This is a genomic window from Escherichia sp. E4385 (assembly GCF_963883145.1).
GTDB lineage: Bacteria > Pseudomonadota > Gammaproteobacteria > Enterobacterales > Enterobacteriaceae > Escherichia.
In genome coordinates, this window is record NZ_CAWOOJ010000019.1 from 202,781 (window position 1) to 228,689 (window position 25,909).

Consider the following 25,909-nt stretch of genomic DNA (forward strand, 5'->3'; position numbering starts at 1 on the left):
CGTACACGCACGTGAACACTTCTCCAGCGTAACTGAGAATAGTTCCAGTGAACACCTGTTAGCTAAAATAAATTCTGATTTGAGAGTAATCTCCGAAAAATCATGAAAATAAATGTTAAATTTCAACTAACAGGCGTGAGTTCAACTTAAAGGCATTTAAATTCAATTACATAAAACTGTGTCTGACCAGGATAGATGTCGGCAATGACTTTTTTCAGTTCAGGCAGGGTCATATTTTCCTGTTGTGCATGTTTTTCTGTGAGAGTATCCAGCGTTACGGTTGAAGTTGCGGTAACTTCAATGGTGCAAAAATAGCCGTCATCTTCAAAGCGCCCGACGCGGAGCACATCGCCCGGTTTATAGTGCGATTCAGACTCGTCGCGAATAGTGATGGTTTTACGCCCAGCCAGAATGTCATCCTGGAAACGTTGAAAAAAAGTGATGTCGTTTGGCTGCATGGTACTATTTCCTGTAAGAATTGACTCATTTGGAGCCTATGATAGTGAAAAAACTCACCTTACCGAAAGATTTCTTATGGGGTGGCGCAGTTGCCGCTCATCAGGTCGAAGGCGGCTGGAACAAAGGCGGCAAAGGGCCGAGTATTTGTGACGTGCTAACCGGTGGCGCACACGGCGTGCCGCGCGAAATCACCAAAGAAGTTTTGCCCGGCAAATACTATCCGAACCATGAAGCCGTTGATTTTTATGGCCGCTACAAAGAAGACATCAAGCTGTTTGCCGAAATGGGCTTCAAATGTTTTCGTACATCCATCGCCTGGACGCGCATTTTTCCAAAAGGTGATGAAGCTCAGCCAAACGAAGAAGGGCTGAAGTTCTACGATGATATGTTCGATGAACTGCTGAAATACAACATCGAACCGGTGATTACCCTCTCCCACTTTGAAATGCCGCTGCATCTGGTGCAGCAATACGGCAGCTGGACCAACCGTAAAGTGGTTGACTTCTTTGTGCGTTTCGCGGAAGTGGTATTTGAACGCTATAAGCACAAAGTCAAATACTGGATGACCTTCAACGAAATTAACAACCAGCGAAACTGGCGTGCGCCGCTGTTCGGTTACTGCTGCTCCGGCGTGGTGTATACCGAGCATGAAAACCCGGAAGAGACGATGTATCAGGTGCTGCATCATCAGTTTGTCGCCAGCGCCCTGGCGGTGAAAGCCGCGCATCGCATCAACCCGGAGATGAAAGTCGGTTGTATGCTGGCGATGGTGCCGCTCTATCCTTACTCCTGTAACCCGGACGATGTGATGTTCGCTCAGGAGTCGATGCGCGAGCGCTACGTCTTTACCGATGTGCAGCTGCGTGGCTATTACCCGTCCTATGTGTTGAACGAGTGGGAGCGTCGCGGATTTAACATCAAAATGGAAGATGGCGATTTTGAAGTGCTACGCGAAGGCACCTGCGATTATCTTGGCTTCAGTTATTACATGACCAACGCGGTGAAGGCCGAAGGCGGCACCGGCGATGCGATCTCTGGTTTTGAAGGCAGTGTACCGAACCCATTTGTTAAAGCGTCGGACTGGGGATGGCAGATTGATCCGGTGGGTCTGCGCTATGCACTATGCGAATTGTATGAGCGTTATCAGAAGCCGCTGTTTATTGTCGAAAACGGTTTTGGCGCTTACGACAAAGTGGAAGAAGATGGCAGCATCAACGACGACTACCGTATTGATTACCTGCGCGCCCATATCGAAGAGATGAAAAAAGCGGTGACTTACGATGGCGTGGATCTGATGGGCTACACACCGTGGGGCTGCATCGACTGCGTGTCATTCACTACCGGACAGTACAGCAAACGCTACGGCTTTATCTATGTGAATAAACATGACGACGGTACTGGCGATATGTCGCGTTCACGTAAGAAGAGCTTTGACTGGTACAAAGAAGTGATTGCCAGCAACGGCGAGAAACTGTAATTCCCGCATGTTACCCGCCAGCAGGCGGGTAACATTCTGCACCTGATTTACCAGGTCTTACCGATTTTAAATTCCCAGCGAACATCTTCCATCTTAGCCGGCGACTTCGCTTCCTGCATTACCGGAAAGAAAGCCCCGGCACCAAACCATAACTTCAGTGAATCAACGGCAACGTTAAATGACGGGCCAACAACCCATTCGGTAGTACCAGAGTGGTTATTAATGGTGCTGCCATTAGGCAATTTTTTTGTACCTGAAGCGTTATTGCTGTAGGCACTTTCCAGGCCAATATCCAGCGGCAAATCACTGAACATATAACGCACCTGGGTATTCCATTGAAATTCACTGCCGCGCTTCACATCCTGGTTTCCACGCTCAAATGGCCCTTGATAAACAAAATCCATATCTCCTTTAATATTGGGCGTGAATGATTTCGTTAAAGAGAGTGATACCCGCCCTCCCCAGGCGCTGTTCCCAGGCAAATGATTATCTCCATCTTGCCCGGTGGGTAGTAATAGCGCCCCACCTACCGTAACCCAAAACGGATCCCCTCTTCGCTGGCTCATTAAAGCATAAGTTGCCCCCACCGATTGGTCGCCCATTCCCTCTATATGTTCAGGAGACAGATTGTCTCGTTTGTTATTGATATAAGAGCCCACAGTTGATAATTCCAGTCTGTCGGTCAGACCATAACGAATCTTCAATAACCATATCTGGGAGTAAACATCCGGACTCCCGTGTCCCTCGATTTGATGGTCTTTATCACGAAATGAGCTATTCACGGCGGTTAAAAGCATTCCTTCTGGCAATACTGAACCTCCAGAAATAGCGGTATTAACTGGCGCACCTAACAGATTGCTGGGCCTGTTTTCTCCTTCAACTGCCACTGCATTCATTGATAAAAAGCATGATATTAATGGTAGAAATATAAATCGTTTCATCATTCCCTCCAGGTATGAAAAACAAAGCGTTAAATTAAGAATCATTCTTGTTATTTATATTTGTTTTGCTTTTATTATTTAGGCAAATAACTTAATGGAGTTAATATACGGAAAGTTTTTCAATTATATTGAGATCCAAACAACGATTTCGGAGAGAAACTATTTGTAATTACATGTAAACATAGTGTGTTGTTTTTATTAAATAACGACACGATAAAAATAATTCTCGATAAATAATTAGTAAGAAGCGCAATAAAAACAGGAAAATTAAATTTAGGCTAACAGACTAATGAGAAACGAAAAGTTGCCTAATGCGTTGCGATTACCAGGCTTGTTTTTACTGCAATATATTTAATTTTAAAATGCTGTGGGGAGGGTAAGACACTCACGTCGCATCCGGCATAAACAAAGCACGAAAAGGCGCCGAAGCGCCTTTAGAAGATAGTCGAATCAGTGAATTACTGGTATTCGCTAATCGGTACGCAGGAGCAGAACAGGTTACGGTCGCCGTAAACATCATCCAGACGTTTCACCGTCGGCCAGTATTTGTCTGCCACGCCTGCCGGGAATACTGCAACTTCACGGCTGTACGGATGCGCCCACTCGGCGACCAGTTCGCTCTGAATGTGCGGCGCGTTCACCAGCGGGTTATCTTCCAGCGGCCAGACACCGGCTTTCACCTGGTCAATTTCCGCACGAATTGCCAGCATCGCGTCGATAAAGCGATCCAGTTCAACTTTGCTTTCAGATTCAGTCGGTTCAACCATCAGCGTACCCGCCACCGGGAACGACATCGTCGGCGCGTGGAAACCGTAGTCGATCAGGCGCTTGGCAATATCCAGCTCGCTGATGCCGGTTTCTTCTTTCAGCGGGCGAATATCGAGAATACATTCGTGCGCCACGCGACCGTCGCGACCGGTATACAGCACCGGGAAAGCATCCTGCAGGCGGCTGGCAATATAGTTGGCGTTGAGGATTGCCACCTGGCTTGCTTTTTTCAGCCCTTCTGCGCCCATCATGCGGATGTACATCCAGCTGATTGGCAGAATGGATGCGCTACCGAACGGTGCCGCAGAAACCGCGCCCTGACGGGTTAACATGCCTTCGATTTGCACCACGCTATGGCCCGGCACAAACGGCGCCAGATGCGCTTTCACGCCGATCGGTCCCATACCCGGACCACCACCGCCGTGCGGGATGCAGAAAGTTTTATGTAGGTTAAGGTGCGAAACGTCCGCGCCAATAAAGCCCGGCGAGGTGATGCCAACCTGGGCGTTCATGTTCGCGCCATCAAGGTAAACCTGACCGCCGAACTGATGCACGACTTCACACACCTCACGGATCGTTTCTTCGTACACGCCGTGGGTGGAAGGATAGGTCACCATGATACAGGAGAGGTTATCGCCCGCCTGTTCCGCTTTCGCGCGCAGATCAGTCAGATCGATGTTGCCGTTTTTATCACACGCCACAACTACCACCTGCATTCCTGCCATATGTGCAGAAGCAGGGTTAGTTCCGTGCGCAGAAGCCGGGATCAGGCAGATATCGCGATGCCCTTCGTTGCGGCTTTCATGATAATGACGAATCGCCAGCAGGCCCGCGTATTCGCCCTGTGCACCAGAGTTCGGCTGCATACAAACGGTGTCGTAACCGGTCAATTTCACCAGCCAGTCAGCCAGCTGCGCGATCATCTGCTGATAACCTTCGGCCTGTTCCGGCGGGCAGAACGGGTGCAGTTCGGCAAATTCCGGCCAGGTGATCGGGATCATCTCGGCGGCGGCGTTCAGTTTCATGGTACAGGAACCCAGCGGAATCATCGCCTGATTCAGCGCCAGATCTTTACGCTCCAGCGAGTGCATATAGCGCATCATTTCGGTTTCGCTGTGGTAGCGATTAAACACCGGATGGGTGAGGATTTCGTCATCACGCAGCATCGCAGGTTGAATAGAGCGACTGTCGTGAGCCACGTCTTTATCCAGCGTGTCGATCTCCAGCCCGTGGTTATCGCCCAACAGCACGCTGAAAAGCTGCATCACGTTTTCGCGCGTGGTTGTTTCATCAAGGGTGATCCCAACCGCGTTCAGAATATCGCTACGCAGGTTAATTTCAGCCGCTTCGGCACGCGCCAGTACGCCCGCTTTGTCTGCCACTTCCACACACAAAGTGTCGAAATAGTGCGCATGGCGCAGCTTCAGACCTTTTTGTTGCAGGCCCGCCGCCAAAATATCGGTCAGGCGGTGGATGCGGTTAGCGATACGTTTCAGGCCAACCGGACCGTGATAAACGGCGTACAGGCTGGCGATGTTTGCCAGCAGTACCTGGGAAGTACAAATGTTGGAGTTCGCTTTCTCACGGCGAATATGTTGCTCGCGAGTCTGCATCGCCATGCGTAGCGCAGTATTACCCGCGGCATCTTTCGATACGCCAATAATACGGCCCGGCATTGAGCGTTTGTATTCATCTTTCGCCGCAAAGAATGCTGCGTGCGGGCCACCGTAGCCCATCGGTACGCCAAAGCGTTGCGCCGAACCAAAAACAATATCCGCGCCCTGTTTACCCGGCGCGGTTAACAGCACCAGCGCCATAATATCGGCGGCGACGCTGACCACAATTTTGCGTGATTTCAGTTCGCTGATAAGCGCAGTGTAGTCGTGAATTTCACCAGTAGTGCCGACCTGCTGTAACAGCACGCCGAACACATCCTGATGCTCGAGCACTTTTTGCGCGTCATCGACAATCACTTCAAAACCAAAGGTTTCGGCACGAGTACGTACCACATCCAGCGTTTGCGGATGAACGTCAGAAGCAACAAAGAAGCGGTTGGCATTTTTCAGTTTGCTGACGCGTTTAGCCATCGCCATTGCTTCGGCGGCAGCGGTGGCCTCGTCCAGAAGAGAAGCCGAAGCCATATCCAGCCCGGTTAAATCCAGCGTTACCTGCTGGAAGTTGAGTAGTGCTTCGAGGCGGCCCTGGGAGACTTCAGGTTGATACGGAGTATACGCGGTATACCAGCCCGGATTTTCCAGCATGTTACGCAGAATAACCGGCGGCAACTGCACGGCGGTGTAACCCATGCCAATGTAAGACGTGAAGCGTTTATTGCGACTGGCAATAGCCTTGAGTTCTGCCAGTGCGGCGTATTCGGTCGCCGGTGCGCCAACCTGCGGTGGTGTCGCAAGCTGAATATCTTTCGGCACAATCTGGCCGGTCAGCGCGTTTAACGATTGTGCGCCAACGGCATTCAGCATTTCTTGCTGTTGCGCGGCGTCCGGTCCGATATGGCGTTCAATAAAAGCGCCGCTGTTTTCAAGCTGGCTTAACGTCTGTGTCATGAGCGATGGTTCCTGAAACGTGCAGTGAATTGTGAACCTCTCTCCTTGCGAAGAGAGTGAGGGTGAGGCGTAAATTTTCCTCACCCTGATCCTCTCCCGCAGAAGAGGATTAAAGCCGTTACTCGTCTTCTAACAATGCTTCGTATGCGGTCGCATCCAGCAGTGATTCCAGTTCGCTTTCATCACTGGCTTTGATTTTAAAGATCCAGCCGCCTGCATACGGTTCGCTGTTCACCAGTTCCGGGGAATCGCTCAGTGCGTCGTTTACCGCCACAATTTCACCGCTTACTGGCGCATAAATGTCTGACGCCGCTTTTACTGATTCGGCAACCGCGCAGTCATCACCCGCGCTAACCGTTGCGCCGACTTCCGGCAGGTCAACAAACACCATATCGCCTAACAGCTCCTGAGCGTGTTCGGTGATGCCAACGGAGTAAGTGCCGTCGGCTTCTTTACGCAGCCATTCGTGTTCTTTGCTGTATTTCAGTTCTGCTGGTACGTTGCTCATCAATCAATCTCCAAAAAAGTAAATCACGCGACGGCTTTGCCGTTACGCACAAAAACAGGTTTCGTCACTTTTACCGGCATTTCACGGTTGCGAATTTGCACAATCGCTGTTTCGCCAATGCCTTCCGGCACACGCGCCAGCGCAATGCTGTAGCCCAGCGTCGGGGAAAAAGTACCGCTGGTGATAATGCCTTCTTGCTGGTTGCCCTGTGCGTCGGTAAAACGTACCGGCAGTTCATTACGCAGCACGCCTTTTTCGGTCATCACCAGGCCAACTAATTTTTCTGTGCCATGTTCACGCTGCACTTCCAGGGCTTCACGACCGATAAAGTCACGATCTGCCGGTTCCCAGGCGATAGTCCAGCCCATGTTGGCGGCTAAAGGAGAGATGGTTTCGTCCATCTCCTGACTATAAAGATTCATACCCGCTTCCAGACGCAGCGTGTCACGCGCGCCCAGGCCACATGGCTTAACGCCCGCTTCCACCAGCGCGCGCCAGAAATCGGCCGCTTTTTCATTGGGCAGCGCAATTTCGTAGCCCGCTTCACCGGTGTAACCGGTGGTGGCAATAAACAGATCGCCCGCCTGCACGCCAAAGAACGGTTTCATCCCTTCCACCGCCTGACGCTGGGCGTCATTAAACAGTGTGGCAGCTTTTGCCTGAGCATTCGGCCCTTGTACGGCAATCATGGAAAGGTCATCACGAACGGTAATTTCGATGCCGAAAGGTTCAGCGTGTTGGGTAATCCAGGAGAGGTCTTTTTCGCGGGTGGCGGAGTTAACAACGAGGCGGAAGAAATCTTCAGTAAAGTAGTAGACGATGAGGTCATCTATCACACCGCCAGAGGCATTCAACATCCCCGAGTAAAGGGCTTTGCCGCTTTTGGTGAGCTTCGCCACATCGTTCGCCAGCAGATAACGCAGAAACTCCCGGGTGCGGCTGCCGCGGAGATCGACGATGGTCATATGCGACACATCAAACATTCCGGCATCGGTACGTACCGCATGATGTTCGTCGATTTGCGAACCGTAATGCAGCGGCATCATCCAGCCGTGGAAATCCACCATGCGAGCGCCGCAAAGCGTGTGTTGTTCGTACAAAGGAGTCTGTTGTGCCATCTTGTCCTCATTGAATAAGCGGGGCTGACAACTTTTCGTGGTGAAATTGTCACCACGAAACCCAGCACTGGAGCCACTCCCGGTCCCCAACGCAATCGTTCTCTTTTCCCTGAACTTACCACCGAAACAGACAGTTAACCATAAGGAAAAATTGATCATCACATTAGCTTATGGTTAAAAATCTCAAAAATGACAACAGGACAAAAAACCAAATAATGCGATACACGCAAACAAACATAACGAGTTAATAAAACAGTTTTGAATAAAGCGATATTAAGAACTAAAAAATTGTCAAAAATCGCTAAATCAAAAATTCACGGCATTAGAAAATATAATGCGAAATTACGGGTGAAATTAGTTTATTTCAAATGAGGAAAATCTCCCGGCGAAAAACCGGGAGATGAAAGTGTGATGGGTATCAAATAAACAAAAGAGGAGAAATTTTTAACGCAGCCATTCAGGCAAATCGTTTAATCCCATTGCCTGACGAATAAGTTGCGGTTTAACGCCAGGAAGCGTGTCGGCCAGTTTCAGACCAATATCACGCAGCAGTTTTTTCGCTGGATTAGCTCCAGAAAACAGATCGCGGAATCCCTGCATACCTGCCAGCATCAGCGCCGCGCTGTGCTTGCGGCTACGCTCATAGCGACGCAGGTAAATGTACTGCCCGATGTCTTTACCCTGACGATGCAGTCGTTTCAGTTCAGCAATCAGCTCTGCAGCATCCATAAAGCCGAGATTTACCCCCTGCCCCGCCAGCGGGTGGATGGTATGCGCGGCGTCGCCCACCAGCGCCAGACGGTGCGCGGCAAACTGGCGCGCATAACGCCCCGTCAGCGGGAACACCTGACGCTCGCTCTCAACCTTGCATAAACCCAGTCGATTATCAAAAGCGATATTTAACGCGCGATTAAATTCGTCTTCCCCTGCCTGCTGCATCCGCTGCGCTTCCTCTGGCGACAGTGACCAGACAATCGAGCAAAGATGCGGATCGCTAAGCGGTAAAAAGGCCAGAATGCCTTCGCCATGGAAAACCTGGCGCGCCACCGCATCATGCGGTTCTTCCGTGCGAATGGTCGCCACCAGCGCGTGATGCTGATAATCCCAGAAAGTCAGCGGAATATCGGCTTTGTTGCGCAACCAGGAATTAGCGCCGTCCGCGCCAATTACCAGACGCGCCGTTAACATACTGCCATCTTTCAGCGTCAGGAAGGTTTCATTTTCTCCCCAGGCGACCTGCTGTAATTCTGCGGGGGCCAGCAGGGTGATATCTGACGACTGCAGCGCTTTGTTCCACAGCGCGTAGTGAATCACTGAGTTTTCAACGATATGCCCAAGATGGCTATAACCCATGCTTTGATCGTCAAACGAGATGTGACCAAAACTGTCTTTATCCCACACTTCCATACCGTGATAACAGCTGGCTCTGCGAGAGAGGATGTCCTGCCAGACGCCAAGACGGGTGAGTAATTTTTCGCTGGCGGCATTGATAGCCGAAACGCGCAGTTGTGGTGGTGCATCCGCCGCCAGAGGTTCCGGTACGCGCTGCTCCAGTACGGCAACGCGTAAGCCGCTCCCCTGTAAGCCGCAGGCAACCGCCAGCCCCACCATGCCGCCGCCAACAATGGCTACATCAACACTTTGCATTGTTTATTCCTTAAAACCGCCTTCAACGCGCCACCCAACCGAGGGTGCGCTGCGCCAGCACATCGCGTGCCGGGGTGAATAATTCCATCGTCATCAGCCCGATGTTGCGCCCGACAACCAACGGCGCCCAACGGTTGGCAAAAAGATGTACCAGACTGTCCGTGACGCCGATGGTTGCTTCGCGATCGCTCTGTCGACGCTGCTGATAACGGCACAATACGCCGTAATCACCAATGTCTTCTGCGCGCTCCTGCGCCTGGGTCAGGGTTTCCGCAAGGCTCATCACATCACGCATACCGAGGTTAAATCCTTGCCCGGCAATCGGGTGCAGGGTTTGCGCCGCATTGCCCACCAGCACGGTGCGATGGGTAATCGGTCTGGCGGCGCGGGTTAACGCCAGCGGATAAGCACTGCGTTTACCGGCGTGGGTAATTTGCCCCAGTCGCCAGCCAAAGGCCGACTGGAGTTCACGGCAAAACTTCTCGTCGCTCCACGCCAACACTTCTTCGCGCCGTTCCAGTGGATGACACCAGACCAGCGAACAGCGTCCTTCAGACATCGGCAACATCGCCAGCGGGCCATGTTGCGTAAAGCGTTCAAAAGCGCGCCCTTCATGCGCAATGGAAGTTGCAACGTTCGCAATCACAGCCAGTTGTTCGTAGGGCTCCTGCTGCCAGTCAACGCCACAGGTAGTAGCTAACGAGGAATGCGTACCGTCAGCCGCCACCAGCACGCGGCCCGTCAGCGTCTCGCCACTCTCCAGCGTCACTTCAACGTTAGCTGGGGTACGAACAACATTAGCAATGCGATCCGGGCAATGCAGCGTTACGCCAGGCGCTTTGCGCAACAGCGCAAACAGCCGTTGCCCGACATTGTGTAATTCGACAACCTGCCCCAGCGCCGCCAGTTGGTAATCTTCTGCGGCGAGGGTGACAAATCCGGCATGACCACGATCGCTGACATGCACGGTGGTGATGGCGGTTGCGCAATCAGCCAGAGATTGCCAGACGCCGATGCGCGCCAGTTGCTGACAGGTGCCCGCCGCCAGCGCAATAGCCCGTCCATCAAAGCCCGGATGAGCATGAGACTCTGGCGCGGTCGCTTCAATCAAATGTACCGGCAGCGTCCCGTGACTTAACCGGGAAATAGCCAGCGCCAGCGTCGCGCCAGCCATGCCGCCACCGACGATGATTACGCTCATTGCTTTCTCGCAGCTGCCATCAATGCTTCGATTTCTTCCGGTTTTTTCACCACGCTGGCGGTGAGGTTTTCGTTGCCGTTTTCGGTAATCACAATGTCGTCTTCAATACGAATGCCGATCCCACGATATTGTTCTGGAACATCCGCATCCGGCGCAATATACAGACCTGGCTCTACGGTCAGTACCATACCTGGTTCAAGAATGCGCGAGCGCTCCTGGCCATAAACGCCAACGTCATGGACATCCAGTCCTAACCAGTGGCTAAGGCCATGCATAAAGAAAGGACGATGTGCGTTCTGAGCGATCAGTTCATCAACATCACCTTTCAGGATGCCGAGTTTTACCAGGCCGCTAATCATGATGCGCACCACTTCACCGGTGACTTCCTGAATGGATGTTCCCGGACGATACAGGCGCAAGCTGGTTTCGAGAGATTCCAGCACAATGTCGTAGATTTCGCGCTGGGCCTGGGTGAATTTGCCATTGACCGGGAAGGTGCGGGTGATATCGCCCGCGTAACCTTTGTATTCACAACCCGCGTCAATCAACACCAGGTCACCATCGCGCAGTTCACATTCGTTTTCGGTATAATGCAGAATGCAGCCGTTTTCACCGCTGCCGACAATGGTGTTATAGGAAGGATAGCGTGCACCGTGGCGGTTAAATTCGTGGTGAATTTCGCCTTCCAGATGGTACTCGAACATCCCCGGACGGCATTTTTCCATCGCCCGGGTATGCGCCAGTGCGGTGATTTCGCCCGCGCGGCGAAGTACGGCAATCTCTTCCGGCGATTTGAACAGGCGCATTTCATGAACAATGGGACGCCAGTCGATCATCGTTGCTGGCGCGGTGAGATTTTGCCGCGAGCCTTTACGCAGTTTTTCCAGCGCATTATTCACGATTTCATCAGCATATGCATATTCGCCCTGGGCGTGGTAAACCACATCCAGACCGTTAAGCAGTTGATAAAGTTGCTGATTAATTTCGCTGAACGCCAGAGCGCGATCAACGCCCAGTTTCTCTGGCGCGGCATCCTGACCTAAACGACGGCCAAACCAGATCTCCGCCGTCAGGTCGCGCACGCGGTTAAACAAAACGCTGTGGTTATGAGTGTCATCGCTTTTAATCAGCACCAGTACCGCTTCCGGTTCATTAAAGCCGGTGAAGTACCAGAAGTCGCTGTTCTGACGATAGGGGTATTCGCTGTCGGCGCTTCGGGTCACTTCTGGTGCCGCAAAAATCAGCGCGGCGCTGCCGGGTTGCATTTGCTCCACCAGGGCCTGACGGCGGCGCTGAAATTCCTGCTGAGATATCTCACTCATAACACTCTCCTTACGTTTTTTGTTTTTAGTGTAGAGTCGGTTTTTGTACTTCTGGTGCGGTCGGTTGCGGATGAGTAAAGGTGTCATGGCATAACAGCGCAGCAACACGGACGTACTCGATGATCTCTTCAAGCGACATTTCCAGCTCTTCTTGATCTTCGTCTTCGTCGTAGCCCAGTTGCGCGATGTTACGCAGATCGTCAATGGCTTCGCCGGTTTCGCCAGTCACTTTATCCAGCTTCGGCTGAGTGACGCCAAGACCGAGCAGGAAGTGATTTACCCAGCCTGCCAACGCATCAGCGCGATCGAAAACGCTAACGCCATCGCCATCAGGCAGATAAAGCTGAAAAAGGAAGCCGTCATCTTGCAAGGCATCACTGGTGGCAGAGTGCATTTTACGCAGAGCCTGTGCCAGCTCATGACCGAAAGCCATGCCTTCGTTCGTCAGGTCGTGAAGTAGCGGCAGCCATGAGCTGTCATCGTTACCGCCACATATCATCCCACTGATTAAACCATGCATCTCAGCAGGGGTCAGACCCGTCCCTTGTTGGTTCAGATACTGGTTCATTTCGTTGTAACCAGGCATTTCGTTCTGTATAGACATAAGCATTCGTCGTCAAAGGGAGGAATATTCATGATATGCTACCACTTTGGGCCCTGGTGGACCAGAAAAGGGCTTGTCTCTTCTCATCAGGGTAGCTATAGTGTCGCCCCTTCGCAGACCATGGGTCTAAAGACGAAGGCAGCGCAGTCAATCAGCAGGAAGGTGGCATGTCTGCACAACCCGTCGATATCCAAATTTTTGGCCGTTCACTGCGTGTGAACTGCCCGCCTGACCAAAGGGATGCGTTGAATCAGGCTGCGGACGATCTGAACCAACGGTTGCAAGATCTGAAAGAACGCACTAGAGTCACAAATACTGAACAGTTGGTTTTCATTGCCGCATTGAATATCAGCTACGAGTTAGCGCAAGAAAAAGCGAAGACTCGTGACTACGCGGCAAGTATGGAACAGCGTATTCGGATGCTGCAACAGACCATAGAACAAGCGTTACTTGAACAAGGTCGCATCACCGAAAAAACGAACCAAAACTTTGAATGACACTTTCCGGTTTACTGTGGTAGAGTAACCGTGAAGACAAAATTTCTCTGAGATGTTCGCAAGCGGGCCAGTCCCCTGAGCCGATATTTCATACCACAAGAATGTGGCGCTCCGTGGTTGGTGAGCATGCTCGGTCCGTCCGAGAAGCCTTAAAACTGCGACGACACATTCACCTTGAACCGAGGGTTCAAGGGTTACAGCCTGCGGCGGCATCTCGGAGATTCCCTTCTTATCTGGCACCAGCCATGACGCAACTACCAGAACTCCCACTGACATTATCCCGACAAGAAATCCGCAAAATGATTCGGCAACGTCGTCGTGCGTTAACGCCGGAACAACAACGTGAAATGGGCCAACAGGCTGCCATGCGGATGATGAGTTATCCCCCTGTTGTGATGGCGCATACGGTCGCTGTCTTCCTCTCTTTTGATGGCGAACTCGACACCCAGCCGCTCATAGAGCAACTCTGGCGCGCAGGTAAGCGCGTGTATCTTCCCGTTTTGCATCCCTTTAGTGCCGGTAATTTACTGTTCCTGAATTACCATCCTAAGAGTGAACTGGTGATGAACAGGTTGAAGATCCACGAGCCAAAACTGGACGTGCGTGACGTGCTACCCCTTTCCCGATTAGACGTCCTGATAACGCCGCTGGTCGCCTTTGATGAGTTCGGTCAACGGCTGGGAATGGGCGGTGGATTTTATGATCGGACATTGCAAAACTGGCAGCACTACAACATGCAGCCAGTAGGTTATGCCCATGATTGCCAGTTGGTGGAAAAACTCCCCGTAGAAGAATGGGACGTCCCGCTGCCTGCAGTGGTTACGCCATCGAAAATCTGGGAGTGGTGAGAGCGACACACCTGCATCGCCCTGATTGACATAGTTGATTCTTTAACCTAATTTAGTGAGTAAGGGTAAGGGAGGATTGCTCCTCCCCTGAGACTGACTGTTAATAAGCTGGGAAACTTATGAGTAACAGTACAATCAGTATGATGACAAGTCGCATCATAACCCTTCTCCTTTAAGCCCTCGCTTCGGTGAGGGCTTTACCGTTACAGCCCTGTGCTGCCCCGCCATCGTAAATCCTCTTTGAATAAACACAACGCATTGATCTGGCTTTAATTTATTTCTTCGAGCAGGCTCGCAAAGGCGATTACACAGCGATGCAAATGCCGTAATTAGCTCGGTAAAAGAGATAAAAAAACGGGCAAGTCAGTGACCTGCCCGTTGATTATCAGAGAAGGGGGATTAGTACAGCAGACGGGCGCGAACAGTACCCGGAATAGCTTTCATGGCCTGTAACGCTTTTTCAGCAACGTCTTCGTCAGCTTCAATATCAATAACGACGTAACCCATTTGCGCAGAGGTTTGCAGATACTGGGCAGCGATGTTAACGCCCTGCTCGGCAAATATTTTGTTCAGCGCAGTCAGCACGCCCGGACGGTTTTCGTGGATGTGCATCAGACGACGCCCACCGTGCAGTGGCAGAGAGACTTCCGGGAAGTTCACCGCAGAGAGCGTTGAGCCATTGTCAGAGTACTTGATTAATTTGCCCGCAACTTCCAGGCCGATATTCTCCTGTGCTTCCTGAGTCGAACCGCCAATGTGTGGCGTCAGCAGAACATTGTCGAATTCGCACAGCGGAGAGGTAAATGGATCGCTGTTAGTCGCCGGTTCCGTCGGGAACACGTCGATTGCGGCCCCTGCCAGATGTTTGCTCGCCAGAGCGTCACACAGCGCCGGAATATCAACCACCGTTCCGCGCGAAGCGTTAATCAGTAGCGAGCCCGGCTTCATCAGCGAGATCTCTTTCGCGCCCATCATATTTTTGGTAGACGCATTCTCTGGCACATGCAGACTCACTACATCGCTCATATTCAGCAGGTCGGAAAGATGTTGCACCTGAGTGGCGTTGCCCAACGGCAGTTTGTTTTCAATATCATAGAAGTAAACATACATCCCCAGCGATTCTGCCAGAATGCCCAGTTGTGTACCAATATGACCATAACCAATAATGCCCAGCTTTTTGCCGCGCGCTTCAAAAGAACCTGCGGCCAGCTTGTTCCATACGCCACGGTGCGCTTTGGCGTTGGCTTCCGGCACTCCGCGTAATAGCAGCAGAAGTTCGCCAATCACCAGCTCAGCAACGGAACGCGTATTTGAAAACGGGGCATTAAATACCGGGATCCCGCGTTTTGCCGCAGCATTCAAATCAACCTGGTTGGTCCCAATGCAGAAACAGCCAATAGCGACCAGTTTTTCAGCAGCGTTGATCACGTCTTCGGTCAGATGGGTACGGGATCGCAAGCCGATGAAGTGGGCATCGCGGATGGATTCTTTTAATTGTTCATCATCCAGCGCGCCTTTGTGAAATTCGATGTTGGTGTAACCTGCCGCACGAAGGCTTTCGAGCGCCTTTTGATGCACGCCTTCTACCAGCAGAAACTTAATCTTGTCTTTCTCCAGCGATACCTTTGCCATTTACCCAATCCTGTCTTTGAAATGTTGTGTGCGGATTTGCGTCCGCCTTTCAACATATCAAAAAATAATATTGCGGCAATATGAACGTTTGCGTCGCGATGTTGAGGAAATATCACGCAAAGGTATTTCTTGGATGAATATGCTGGATTAGAGGATTTATTTAGAGTAATCAGCAATAGCCAAGTAAAAGCGTGATACATGTCACCAAATTTAACGAAGAGAATTTTTTTAACGGGGGAGGTTCCCCCGTCAGATCATTTCACAATAGTTTTGACACCGTCAGGTGTGCCAATCAGCGCAACGTCCGCGCCACGGTTAGCAAACAAGCCAACGGTCACCACGCCAGGAATCGCATTTATAGCGTTTTCCATCGCGATCGGGTCAAGGATTTCCATGCCATGGACGTCGAGGATCACGTTGCCATTATCGGTCACCACACCCTGACGGTATTCCGGACGACCGCCCAGTTTCACCAGCTGGCGCGCCACTGCACTACGTGCCATCGGAATAACTTCTACTGGCAGCGGGAATTTGCCCAGAATATCAACCTGCTTGGAAGCGTCTGCAATACAGATAAATTTTTCCGCAACCGAAGCAATGATTTTTTCACGGGTCAGCGCCGCGCCGCCGCCTTTGATCATTTGCATGTGGCCGTTGATTTCATCTGCGCCATCAACGTAGATGCCGAGGCTGTCTACTTCATTGAGATCAAAAACGTGAATGCCGAGGCTCTTCAGTTTTTCAGTGGATGCATCCGAGCTGGAAACTGCCCCTTCAATCTGATCTTTCATCGTGCCGAGCGCATCAATAAAGTGTGCGGCGGTGGAACCTGTACCTACGCCAACAATGGTACCGGGCTGAACATACTGAAGTGCCGCCCATCCTACTGCTTTTTTCAATTCATCCTGCGTCATGATCGTTTCGCCTGTGGTATGAAATTTCACACGCATTATATACAAAAAAAGCGCCCCGGACCCCGTCAGCAAGTCGGCAACGCATTTATCCATGAAATAACAGGTAACACCGGACATCCTCTTTTGCCCTGGTAAGCCAGGGGCTTGATAATATGACGAATATGAATAATATCCATTGCGGGTTTCGCGCCTCACAAAGACTAAAAAAGCACGATAAAGCCAACCAAAATTTCCATTATGACTGCTTTTGCATACGTTAAATGCTCTGTACCCAAAGCAAAATTATGTCATAGTTCGGCATAAGAAAATTTGAGGAGCAGGTTAAAGCAATGAAACGCCCGGACTACAGGACATTACAGGCACTGGATGCGGTGATACGTGAACGAGGATTTGAGCGCGCGGCACAGAAATTGTGCATTACGCAATCAGCCGTCTCACAGCGCATTAAGCAGCTGGAAAATATGTTCGGGCAGCCGCTGTTGGTGCGAACGGTTCCCCCGCGCCCGACAGAACAAGGGCAAAAATTACTGGCACTGCTTCGCCAGGTCGAGCTGCTGGAAGAAGAGTGGCTGGGCGATGAACAAACCGGTTCCACCCCACTACTGCTCTCGCTGGCAGTCAACGCCGACAGTCTGGCAACCTGGTTGCTTCCGGCACTGGCTCCTGTACTGGCTGATTCGCCTATTCGCCTGAACTTACAGGTGGAAGATGAAACTCGCACCCAGGAGCGTCTGCGTCGAGGTGAAGTGGTCGGCGCGGTGAGTATTCAACATCAGGCGCTGCCCAGTTGCCTGGTCGATAAACTTGGCGCGCTCGACTATCTGTTCGTCAGCTCCAAACCGTTTGCCGAGAAATACTTCCCCAACGGAGTAAGTCGTTCTGCGCTGCTCAAAGCACCAGTAGTCGCGTTTGACCATCTTGACGATATGCACCAGGCATTTTTGCAGCAAAACTTCGATCTGCCGCCTGGTAGCGTACCGTGCCATATCGTTAACTCGTCCGAAGCCTTCGTGCAGCTCGCTCGCCAGGGTACAACCTGCTGTATGATCCCACACCTGCAAATTGAAAAAGAATTGGCCAGCGGAGAGTTGATTGATCTGACGCCCGGGCTATTCCAACGGCGAATGCTCTACTGGCATCGCTTTGCCCCTGAAAGCCGCATGATGCGTAAAGTCACTGATGCTTTGCTCGACTATGGTCACAAAGTGCTTCGTCAGGATTAATCAATCAGTTAACGCCTGATAGCACATATCAGGCGTTTTTCTTTTTTTCTTTTTTATTCTTTGAATAGCGTCACAAAACAGACAAATCTCACACGGCAAAAAACGACGCCCCATTCCATTTTTTTTGCTGGCGACAAACCCGTATAAAAAGCTCACCGTAAGCGCAAACACCCTCATTTTTATTGCGTTTTATGGAGCAAATAATGTCAAACGTGCAAGAGTGGCAACAGCTTGCCAACAAGGAGTTGAGCCGTCGGGAGAAAACCGTCGACTCACTGGTTCAGCAAACGGCGGAAGGGATCGCCATCAAGCCACTGTATACCGAAGCCGATCTCGACAATCTGGAAGTGACCGGTACCCTTCCTGGCTTGCCGCCGTACGTTCGTGGTCCCCGCGCCACCATGTATACCGCCCAACCGTGGACCATCCGTCAGTATGCCGGTTTCTCGACAGCCAAAGAGTCCAACGCTTTTTATCGCCGTAACCTGGCTGCTGGGCAAAAAGGTCTTTCCGTGGCGTTTGACCTTGCCACCCACCGTGGCTACGACTCCGATAACCCGCGCGTGGCGGGCGATGTTGGCAAAGCGGGCGTCGCTATCGACACCGTAGAAGATATGAAAGTGCTCTTCGACCAAATCCCGCTGGATAAAATGTCGGTTTCGATGACCATGAACGGCGCAGTCCTGCCAGTGCTGGCCTTTTATATCGTGGCGGCAGAAGAGCAAGGCGTTCCCCCCGATAAACTGACGGGTACAATTCAGAACGATATCCTCAAAGAGTACCTCTGCCGCAATACCTATATTTACCCACCGAAACCTTCTATGCGCATTATCGCTGACATTATCGCCTGGTGTTCCGGCAATATGCCGCGCTTCAATACCATTAGCATCAGCGGCTACCACATGGGCGAAGCCGGTGCGAACTGTGTGCAACAGGTGGCGTTTACTCTCGCCGATGGGATTGAGTACATCAAAGCAGCTCTCTCTGCTGGCTTAAAAATTGATGACTTCGCCCCGCGCCTGTCGTTCTTCTTTGGTATCGGGATGGACCTGTTTATGAACGTCGCCATGCTGCGCGCCGCACGCTATCTCTGGAGCGAAGCAGTAAGCGGGTTTGGTGCTAAAGATCCGAAATCGCTGGCGCTACGCACCCACTGTCAAACCTCCGGCTGGAGTCTCACCGAACAGGATCCGTATAACAACGTTATCCGCACCACCATTGAAGCGTTGGCAGCTACCCTTGGCGGAACCCAGTCGCTGCATACAAATGCCTTTGATGAAGCGCTTGGTTTGCCGACCGATTTTTCGGCACGTATTGCCCGTAACACCCAGATCATTATTCAGGAAGAGTCAGAACTCTGTCGCACCGTCGATCCGCTGGCCGGTTCTTATTACGTTGAGTCACTAACCGATCAGATCGTGAAACAGGCCAGAGCCATCATTGATCAGATCGACGAAGCCGGAGGCATGGCGAAGGCGATCGAAGCAGGTCTGCCAAAAAGGATGATCGAAGAAGCGTCTGCTCGTGAACAGTCGTTGATCGACCAGGGCAAACGCGTGATCGTCGGCGTCAACAAGTACAAACTGGATCACGAAGATGAAACTGATGTCCTTGAAATCGACAACGTGATGGTGCGTAACGAGCAAATTGCTTCGCTGGAACGCATTCGCGCCACCCGTGATGATGCCGCCGTAACCGCCGCGTTGAACGCTCTGACTCACGCTGCACAGCATAACGAAAATCTGCTGGCTGCCGCTGTTAATGCGGCTCGCGTTCGCGCGACGCTGGGTGAAATATCCGATGCGCTGGAAGCCGCTTTTGACCGTTATCTGGTACCGAGCCAGTGTGTTACCGGCGTCATTGCGCAAAGCTATCATCAGTCGGAAAAATCAGCCTTCGAGTTTGATGCCATTGTTGCGCAAACGGAGCTGTTCCTTGCCGACAATGGTCGTCGCCCGCGCATTCTGATCGCCAAAATGGGACAAGATGGACACGATCGCGGAGCGAAAGTCATTGCCAGCGCCTATTCCGATCTTGGTTTCGACGTTGATTTGAGTCCCATGTTCTCCACGCCGGAAGAGATCGCCCGCCTGGCAGTGGAAAACGACGTTCATGTGGTGGGCGCATCCTCGCTTGCAGCAGGACATAAAACGCTGATCCCGGAACTGGTTGAAGCCCTGAAAAAATGGGGGCGCGAAGATATTTGCGTGGTCGCCGGTGGCGTTATTCCGCCGCAAGATTATGCCTTCCTGCAAGAGCGTGGCGTGGCGGCGATTTACGGTCCTGGTACTCCCATGCTCGACAGCGTGCGTGATGTGCTGAACCGGATTAGCCAACATCATGATTAACGAAGCCACGCTGGCAGACAGCATTCGACGCCTACGTCTGGGTGAGCGAGCCACGCTCGCCCAGGCCATGACGCTGGTTGAGAGCCGTCACCCTCGCCATCAGGCACTCAGCACTCAACTGCTTGATGCCATCATGCCGTTTTGTGGTAACGCCCTGCGACTGGGCGTTACCGGCACGCCAGGAGCAGGAAAAAGTACCTTTCTTGAAGCCTTTGGCATGTTACTGATTTGCCAGGGGCTTAAGGTCGCGGTTATCGCGGTCGATCCCAGCAGTCCAGTAACCGGTGGCAGCATCCTTGGGGATAAGACTCGCATGACCGAACTGGCGCGTGCCGATGCAGCGTTTATTCGCCCGGTTCCGTCCTCTGGTCACCTTGGCGGCGCCAGCCAGCGAGCGCGGGAGTTAATGCTGTTATGTGAAGCGGCGGGTTATGACGTGGTGATCGTTGAAACCGTCGGCGTCGGGCAGTCAGAAACGGAAGTCGCCCGCATGGTGGACTGCTTTATCTCGCTGCAAATTGCCGGTGGTGGCGATGATCTCCAGGGCATTAAAAAGGGTTTGATGGAGATGGCGGATCTGATTGTCATCAACAAAGATGATGGTGATAACCACACCAATGTCGCCATTACCCGCCATATGTACGAAAGCGCTCTGCATATTTTGCGTCGCAAATATGACGAATGGCAGCCCCAGGTCCTCACCTGTAGTGCACTGGAAAAATGCGGCATCGATGAAATTTGGCGCGCAATTATCGATTTCAAAACCGCACTGACTACCAGCGGTCGTTTACAACAGGTGCGGCAACAACAGTCGGTGGAATGGCTGCGTAAACAGACCGAAGAAGAGGTACTGCACCACCTGTTCACTAATAAAGATTTCGATCGCTATTACAGCCAAACGCTATTAGCGGTCAAAAATAATATGCTCTCGCCGCGCACAGGTTTGCGGCAGCTCAGTGATTTTATCCAGACTCAATATTTTAATTAAGGGAATTTTTATGTCTTATCAGTATGTTAATGTAGCCATCATCAACAAAGTGGCGGTCATTGAGTTTAACTATGCCCGCAAACTCAATGCGTTAAGTAAAGTCTTTATTGATGACCTGATTCAGGCATTAAATGATCTCAATCGTCCAGAAATCCGCTGCATCATTCTGCGCGCCCCAAGTGGTTCCAAAGTCTTTTCCGCAGGTCACGACATTCATGAGTTACCGTCAGGAGGTCGCGATCCGCTCTCTTACGATGATCCGCTACGTCAAATTACCCGCGTGATCCAAAAATGCCCCAAACCAGTAATTTCGATGGTCGAAGGTAGCGTCTGGGGTGGCGCATTTGAAATGATCATGAGTTCTGATCTGATCATCGCCGCCAGTACCTCTACCTTCTCAATGACGCCAGTCAACCTGGGCGTACCGTATAACCTGGTGGGGATCCACAACCTGACTCGCGACGCGGGCTTCCACATTGTCAAAGAGCTGATTTTTACCGCTTCGCCAATCACCGCCCAACGCGCGCTGGCTGTTGGCATTCTTAACCACGTTGTTGAGGCCGATGAACTGGAAGATTTCACCTTACAAATGGCTCACCACATTTCCGAAAAAGCACCGTTAGCCATTGCAGTAATCAAGGAAGAGCTGCGCGTGTTGGGTGAAGCGCACACTATGAATTCAGATGAATTTGAGCGTATTCAAGGGATGCGCCGGGCGGTTTATGACAGCGAAGATTATCAGGAAGGTATGAACGCCTTCCTGGAAAAACGTAAACCTAATTTCGTCGGTCATTAATGATCCACGAACTAAGGAGCAAAGGATGAATATTACCCGGACAAGGATGACCGCCGATGAAGCGGCGGAAATTATCCAGCACAACGATATGGTGGCATTCAGTGGTTTTACCCCTGCGGGTTCGCCCAAGGCTCTTCCTGTTGCCATTGCCCGTCGCGCCAATGAACAACATGAGGCGAAAAAACCGTATCAAATTCGCCTGCTGACCGGAGCGTCGATTAGCGCCGCCGCCGATGACATACTCTCTGAAGCTGACGCCGTTTCATGGCGCGCACCATACCAGACATCATCGGGATTGCGTAAAAAGATCAATCAGGGATCGGTTAGTTTTGTTGATCTGCATTTGAGCGAAGTTGCGCAAATGGTCAACTACGGCTTTTTCGGCGACATCGATGTTGCGGTAATTGAAGCCTCAGCCCTCGCTCCGGATGGTCGTGTCTGGTTAACCAGTGGGATCGGTAATGCCCCGACTTGGTTGCTGCGCGCAAAGAAAGTGATCATTGAACTCAATCATTATCACGATCCGCGCGTCGCCGAACTGGCGGATATTGTGACTCCTGGCGCACCACCGCGGCGCAATAGCGTGTCGATCTTCCATGCGATGGATCGCGTCGGTACCCGCTATGTACAAATCGATCCGAAAAAAATTGTCGCCGTCGTGGAAACCAACTTACCTGATGCAGGCAACTCGCTGGATAAACAAAATCCTATGTGCCAGCAAATCGCCGACAATGTGGTCACCTTCTTGTTGCGTGAAATGGCGCAGGGGCGTATTCCACGGGAATTTCTGCCACTGCAAAGCGGGGTAGGCAACATCAATAATGCGGTAATGGCGCGTCTGGGGGAAAACCCGGAAATTCCTCCGTTTATGATGTATTCGGAAGTGTTACAGGAGTCTGTGGTTCATCTTCTGGAAACCGGCAAAATTACCGGGGCCAGCGCCTCCAGTCTGACAATTTCTGCCGATTCACTGCGCAAGATTTACGCCAATATGGATTACTTCGCCAGTCGCATTGTGTTACGTCCGCAAGAGATTTCCAATAACCCAGAAATTATCCGCCGCCTTGGTGTTATCGCTCTGAATGTCGGCCTCGAGTTTGATATTTACGGACACGCCAACTCCACGCACGTAGTCGGCGTTAATTTAATGAATGGTATCGGCGGTAGCGGTGATTTTGAACGCAACGCGTATCTGTCGATCTTTATGGCACCGTCGATTGCTAAAGAAGGCAAGATCTCAACCATCGTGCCTATGTGCAGCCATGTTGATCACAGCGAACACAGCGTGAAAGTGATCATCACAGAACAAGGGATCGCCGACTTACGTGGCCTCTCTCCACTTCAGCGCGCGCGCACTATCATCGATAACTGCGCACATCCGATGTACCGTGACTATCTGCATCGCTATCTGGAGAATGCACCCGGCGGGCATATTCACCACGATCTTAGCCACGTTTTCGATCTGCATCGCAATTTGATCGAAACGGGCTCAATGCTGGGTTAATCGCTCGTACCGTCACGATCTTCAGCAATTTGCTGTAGCAGCGTGGCGGTATAGCGATGATTTTTCAGTGAATAAAGGTATTCCTGCATATACATTGGCGTATGCGGTGCATCAAAATATTTCAACGTAGCTGGGTTCACCAGCCGCCATGCAAAATGTGGGATCACCGTAAGAAAATGTCCGTGCTCAACGGCGCTGATTTTGGCCATAAAACTGTATGGGCGATAAATAATTGTTGGATTGATCCCACAAGGGCGCATGTTCGCATCAATCATCGCTTCATAATTAGCACGGTTTTGAAAGCGCATCTGTAACCAGGGCAACTCCTGTAACAACTCCTGCTCCTGACGCTCTTCATAACGGCGAGAAACGAGAAACCCCAGTCGCAGCGGCGGCAGTTCACTCATTGTTAGATTATCCAACCCGTGTACACGAGCGGAAACATGCTGCGGAGAGATAATAAAATCAAGCTGACGATAGAAGAGATTGTCGATAACCTCATTTTCGCTGAATTCAACCGGCTGGGCCGTCACGCCTTCATACTTATCACCCAGGCTAATTAACTGATCAAAAATAATCGTCGGATAGGTATTATCGATACCTATCACAATTTCACGAGAACGACGTCCAGAATTATGAATTTCATTATCGATCGCAGAAAGCCGTTGGTAAACCGGGAAAAGCTTTTGATAAAGCTCCTGCCCGGCTTTATTAAGGCTGATGTTATTATCTTTACGGGTAAATAATGTATAACCAATTTGCTCCTCTAGCGCGGCAATACTTTTGCCGAACGGTGAAGCAGTCATATGTAACTTTTCTGCCGCTCGGGCAATATTATTGGTTTGCGCTAATAAAATAAAATTGCGCATCTTTTTCGAAATAAAAATATCCATCGCCGCTTCCTCCAAACATCCCTGTCCGCTTAACCGTTTCAGTAAGTTAATCCTTAATGAAATCGCAAGCAAAGATAGGTGTTTACGTCATGGTTTTACAGAAAATTACAGAAAAAAGAGGCGATATCAGATAAAGACATTAGCCCGACAAATGAGTCGGGCTACAGGTATTATTGTGCGGCAGGTGTTTTAGCGGGTTGTTGATCCACTGGTTCTAACTGAAAGACCACATCGACCTGATCATCAAACTGAATAGCGGCCTGCTCGTATGTTTCTTGGGCGGAAACCGGCGCGGCATCGGCTTTCATCATGCGTGCCATTGGGCTGGGCTGATAATTGGAAACATGGTAGCGCACGCTATATACCGGCCCCAGTTTGCGATTAAAGCCGTTCGCCAGCTCCTGAGCCTGATGAATCGCGTTATCAATCGCTGCCTTACGCGCTTTGTCTTTATAGGCATCTGGCTGTGCCACGCCCAACGACACAGAACGAATTTCGTTGAGTCCGGCCTTCAGCGCGCCATCCAGCAAGGAATTCAGTTTGTCTAACTGACGAAGCGTGACTTCCACCGTTCTCACGGCACGATAGCCTTTCAGGATACTTTTACCATCCTGGTAATCATAGTCTGGCTGGGTACGCAAATTCGCGGAACTGATATCTTTTTTCGCGATCTGATTGAGTTCAAGGAAAGAGATATATTGCGCGACACGCTCATCCGCCTGCTTCTTGGCAGAAGCGGCATCCTTCGCCGTCACGTTAACTTCAATAGCAAGAATAGCGATATCTGGCACCGCATCAACGCTTGCCGTTCCTGAAGTGACAATGTGCGGACCATCCGGTAGTTCATTGGCCTGCACAGCCATCCCGCTGAAACCCATCAATGCCGCCAGGGCGATAACTTTGAACTTCACGTTAGTCTCTCCGTGTTAATTGACTTGCCCAAAACTCAGGACCTCTGGAGGCAAGCTTAGCGTCTCTGTTTTATTTTTCCATCAGATAGCGCCTAACTGAACAAGGCTTGTGCATGAGCAACCCCCTCTTTCGCCAGTTGTAGGGCGATAATCCACATAACGCAGCCCACCACGAGATTGATAATGCGCTGCGCTTTGGCGGTACGCAAACGCGGCGCCAGCCAGGCGGCTAATAACGCCAGACCAAAAAACCACAGGAAAGAGGCACTGATCGTCCCGAGCGCAAACCAGCGTTTTGGTTCGGCATCAAGCTGTCCGCCCAGGCTGCCTAATACCACAAAGGTATCCAGGTAAACATGTGGATTCAGCCAGGTTACTGCCAGCATAGTGGCAATAATTTTCCAACGTCCCTGCTTCATCACTTCAGCACTAACCAGCTCAATATTGCTGCTCATCGCCGTTTTAAAAGCACCAAAGCCATACCACAGCAAGAAGGCCACACCGCCCCAGGTCACCAGCGCCAGCAACCACGGTGACTGCATCAATAACGCGCTACCACCAAAAATCCCGGCACAAATCAGGACCAAATCGCTTATCGCGCAGAGCAAAGCAATCATAATGTGGTACTGACGACGAATGCCCTGATTCATCACAAAAGCATTTTGCGGACCAAGCGGCAGAATCATAGCAGCACCAAGAGCAAGCCCTTGAAAATAATAAGAAAACACGTTGAACATTCCGAACTA

24 protein-coding genes and 1 other RNA gene are annotated in these 25,909 nt (G+C 51.2%); 10 read left to right on the forward strand and 15 right to left on the reverse strand.

Translation table 11 applies throughout. The annotated features are described in order from the left end of the window. Positions 1-146 precede the first annotated feature (146 nt). Positions 147-458 (reverse strand): N(4)-acetylcytidine aminohydrolase, encoded by a 312-nt coding sequence (gene yqfB, locus AACS80_RS19855; protein WP_135490304.1) that lies wholly within the window; start codon positions 456-458, stop codon positions 147-149. Positions 459-502: 44 nt separating this feature from the next. Here yqfB and bglA point away from each other — a divergent pair, with 44 nt between their 5' ends. Continuing rightward, entirely contained in the window at positions 503-1,936 is a 1,434-nt protein-coding gene (gene bglA, locus AACS80_RS19860; RefSeq protein WP_138183936.1) for a 6-phospho-beta-glucosidase BglA, read from the forward strand. 47 nt (positions 1,937-1,983) lie between these two features. Here bglA and AACS80_RS19865 read toward each other — a convergent pair whose 3' ends face one another. The 4 genes from AACS80_RS19865 to gcvT all read right to left on the reverse strand — a co-directional run bounded on the left by AACS80_RS19865 (position 1,984) and on the right by gcvT (position 7,835). Then, entirely contained in the window at positions 1,984-2,877 is an 894-nt protein-coding gene (locus AACS80_RS19865; RefSeq protein ID WP_135405620.1) for a transporter, read from the reverse strand. Positions 2,878-3,335: 458 nt separating this feature from the next. Further along, positions 3,336-6,209 carry an aminomethyl-transferring glycine dehydrogenase gene (gene gcvP / locus AACS80_RS19870; RefSeq protein ID WP_135410360.1) on the reverse strand — a complete coding sequence of 958 codons (2,874 nt, stop codon included), beginning with the start codon at positions 6,207-6,209 and terminating at the stop codon, positions 3,336-3,338. Between the two features lie 118 nt (positions 6,210-6,327). Continuing rightward, positions 6,328-6,717, reverse strand: a complete 390-nt coding sequence (gene gcvH, locus AACS80_RS19875; RefSeq protein ID WP_135410361.1) for a glycine cleavage system protein GcvH — start codon at positions 6,715-6,717, stop codon at positions 6,328-6,330. Between the two features lie 23 nt (positions 6,718-6,740). Continuing rightward, a complete protein-coding gene (gcvT, locus tag AACS80_RS19880; RefSeq protein WP_130259402.1) occupies positions 6,741-7,835 on the reverse strand; it encodes a glycine cleavage system aminomethyltransferase GcvT in 1,095 nt (364 codons plus the stop codon). Between the two features lie 288 nt (positions 7,836-8,123). On the opposite strand from gcvT, the gene AACS80_RS24005 reads away from it, so the two are divergent. After that, positions 8,124-8,207, forward strand: coding sequence for a hypothetical protein (locus tag AACS80_RS24005; RefSeq protein WP_131162011.1), 84 nt, complete (start codon positions 8,124-8,126; stop codon positions 8,205-8,207). A 72-nt stretch (positions 8,208-8,279) separates the two neighbouring features. Here the strand turns inward: AACS80_RS24005 and ubiI are convergent, their stop codons facing one another. Genes ubiI through ygfB form a run of 4 tightly spaced genes read right to left on the reverse strand, consistent with a single transcriptional unit; the run spans position 8,280 to position 12,609 of the window. Then, positions 8,280-9,482, reverse strand: coding sequence for an FAD-dependent 2-octaprenylphenol hydroxylase (ubiI, locus tag AACS80_RS19885; RefSeq protein WP_135410362.1), 1,203 nt, complete (start codon positions 9,480-9,482; stop codon positions 8,280-8,282). 22 nt (positions 9,483-9,504) lie between these two features. After that, positions 9,505-10,683, reverse strand: coding sequence for a 2-octaprenyl-6-methoxyphenyl hydroxylase (gene ubiH / locus AACS80_RS19890; protein WP_130207844.1), 1,179 nt, complete (start codon positions 10,681-10,683; stop codon positions 9,505-9,507). Continuing rightward, positions 10,680-12,005 carry a Xaa-Pro aminopeptidase gene (gene pepP, locus AACS80_RS19895; RefSeq protein ID WP_135410363.1) on the reverse strand — a complete coding sequence of 442 codons (1,326 nt, stop codon included), beginning with the start codon at positions 12,003-12,005 and terminating at the stop codon, positions 10,680-10,682. The genes ubiH and pepP overlap by 4 nt, the downstream gene beginning before the upstream one ends. A 25-nt stretch (positions 12,006-12,030) precedes the next feature. Beyond that, entirely contained in the window at positions 12,031-12,609 is a 579-nt protein-coding gene (gene ygfB / locus AACS80_RS19900; protein ID WP_135383206.1) for a UPF0149 family protein YgfB, read from the reverse strand. Positions 12,610-12,776: 167 nt separating this feature from the next. On the opposite strand from ygfB, the gene zapA reads away from it, so the two are divergent. From zapA to AACS80_RS19915, 3 genes are all read left to right on the forward strand, one after another. Continuing rightward, positions 12,777-13,106 carry a cell division protein ZapA gene (gene zapA, locus AACS80_RS19905; RefSeq protein WP_001276008.1) on the forward strand — a complete coding sequence of 110 codons (330 nt, stop codon included), beginning with the start codon at positions 12,777-12,779 and terminating at the stop codon, positions 13,104-13,106. A 41-nt stretch (positions 13,107-13,147) separates the two neighbouring features. Beyond that, positions 13,148-13,331: non-coding RNA, 6S RNA (ssrS, locus tag AACS80_RS19910), on the forward strand. A 20-nt stretch (positions 13,332-13,351) separates the two neighbouring features. Continuing rightward, positions 13,352-13,954: a 5-formyltetrahydrofolate cyclo-ligase gene (locus tag AACS80_RS19915; protein ID WP_130207850.1), complete on the forward strand. Its 603-nt coding sequence runs from the start codon at positions 13,352-13,354 to the stop codon at positions 13,952-13,954. 100 nt (positions 13,955-14,054) lie between these two features. On the opposite strand, the gene ibsC is transcribed toward AACS80_RS19915, so the two are convergent. The 3 genes from ibsC to rpiA all read right to left on the reverse strand — a co-directional run bounded on the left by ibsC (position 14,055) and on the right by rpiA (position 16,500). Beyond that, positions 14,055-14,114: a type I toxin-antitoxin system toxin IbsC gene (gene ibsC, locus AACS80_RS19920; protein ID WP_071525914.1), complete on the reverse strand. Its 60-nt coding sequence runs from the start codon at positions 14,112-14,114 to the stop codon at positions 14,055-14,057. A gap of 239 nt (positions 14,115-14,353) precedes the next feature. After that, the gene (gene serA, locus AACS80_RS19925; RefSeq protein ID WP_130217979.1) at positions 14,354-15,586 is read right to left on the reverse strand and encodes a phosphoglycerate dehydrogenase; all 1,233 of its coding nucleotides are present in this window, start codon (positions 15,584-15,586) and stop codon (positions 14,354-14,356) included. 254 nt (positions 15,587-15,840) lie between these two features. After that, a complete protein-coding gene (rpiA, locus tag AACS80_RS19930; protein ID WP_130207853.1) occupies positions 15,841-16,500 on the reverse strand; it encodes a ribose-5-phosphate isomerase RpiA in 660 nt (219 codons plus the stop codon). A gap of 329 nt (positions 16,501-16,829) precedes the next feature. Here rpiA and argP point away from each other — a divergent pair, with 329 nt between their 5' ends. The 5 genes from argP (at position 16,830) to scpC (ending at position 23,359) form a co-directional block, all read left to right on the forward strand. Continuing rightward, complete coding sequence (argP, locus tag AACS80_RS19935) at positions 16,830-17,723, forward strand: DNA-binding transcriptional regulator ArgP (protein WP_000828349.1); 894 nt, start codon at positions 16,830-16,832, stop codon at positions 17,721-17,723. A 203-nt stretch (positions 17,724-17,926) separates the two neighbouring features. Beyond that, positions 17,927-20,071: a methylmalonyl-CoA mutase gene (gene scpA / locus AACS80_RS19940; protein WP_130207855.1), complete on the forward strand. Its 2,145-nt coding sequence runs from the start codon at positions 17,927-17,929 to the stop codon at positions 20,069-20,071. Next, complete coding sequence (meaB, locus tag AACS80_RS19945) at positions 20,064-21,059, forward strand: methylmalonyl Co-A mutase-associated GTPase MeaB (protein ID WP_138183937.1); 996 nt, start codon at positions 20,064-20,066, stop codon at positions 21,057-21,059. The genes scpA and meaB overlap by 8 nt, the downstream gene beginning before the upstream one ends. A 10-nt stretch (positions 21,060-21,069) precedes the next feature. Continuing rightward, positions 21,070-21,855, forward strand: coding sequence for a methylmalonyl-CoA decarboxylase (scpB, locus tag AACS80_RS19950; RefSeq protein WP_130258048.1), 786 nt, complete (start codon positions 21,070-21,072; stop codon positions 21,853-21,855). Between the two features lie 25 nt (positions 21,856-21,880). Next, positions 21,881-23,359, forward strand: coding sequence for a propionyl-CoA:succinate CoA transferase (scpC, locus tag AACS80_RS19955; RefSeq protein ID WP_135490314.1), 1,479 nt, complete (start codon positions 21,881-21,883; stop codon positions 23,357-23,359). Here scpC and srsR read toward each other — a convergent pair. From srsR to argO, 3 genes are all read right to left on the reverse strand, one after another. Further along, positions 23,356-24,252 (reverse strand): LysR family transcriptional regulator SrsR, encoded by an 897-nt coding sequence (gene srsR / locus AACS80_RS19960; protein ID WP_130207863.1) that lies wholly within the window; start codon positions 24,250-24,252, stop codon positions 23,356-23,358. The genes scpC and srsR overlap by 4 nt on opposite strands. Positions 24,253-24,422: 170 nt before the next feature. Further along, positions 24,423-25,163 carry an oxidative stress defense protein gene (locus AACS80_RS19965; RefSeq protein ID WP_135410365.1) on the reverse strand — a complete coding sequence of 247 codons (741 nt, stop codon included), beginning with the start codon at positions 25,161-25,163 and terminating at the stop codon, positions 24,423-24,425. Positions 25,164-25,255: 92 nt separating this feature from the next. Next, positions 25,256-25,891 (reverse strand): arginine exporter ArgO, encoded by a 636-nt coding sequence (gene argO / locus AACS80_RS19970; protein WP_135410366.1) that lies wholly within the window; start codon positions 25,889-25,891, stop codon positions 25,256-25,258. Between the last annotated feature and the right edge of the window lie 18 nt (positions 25,892-25,909).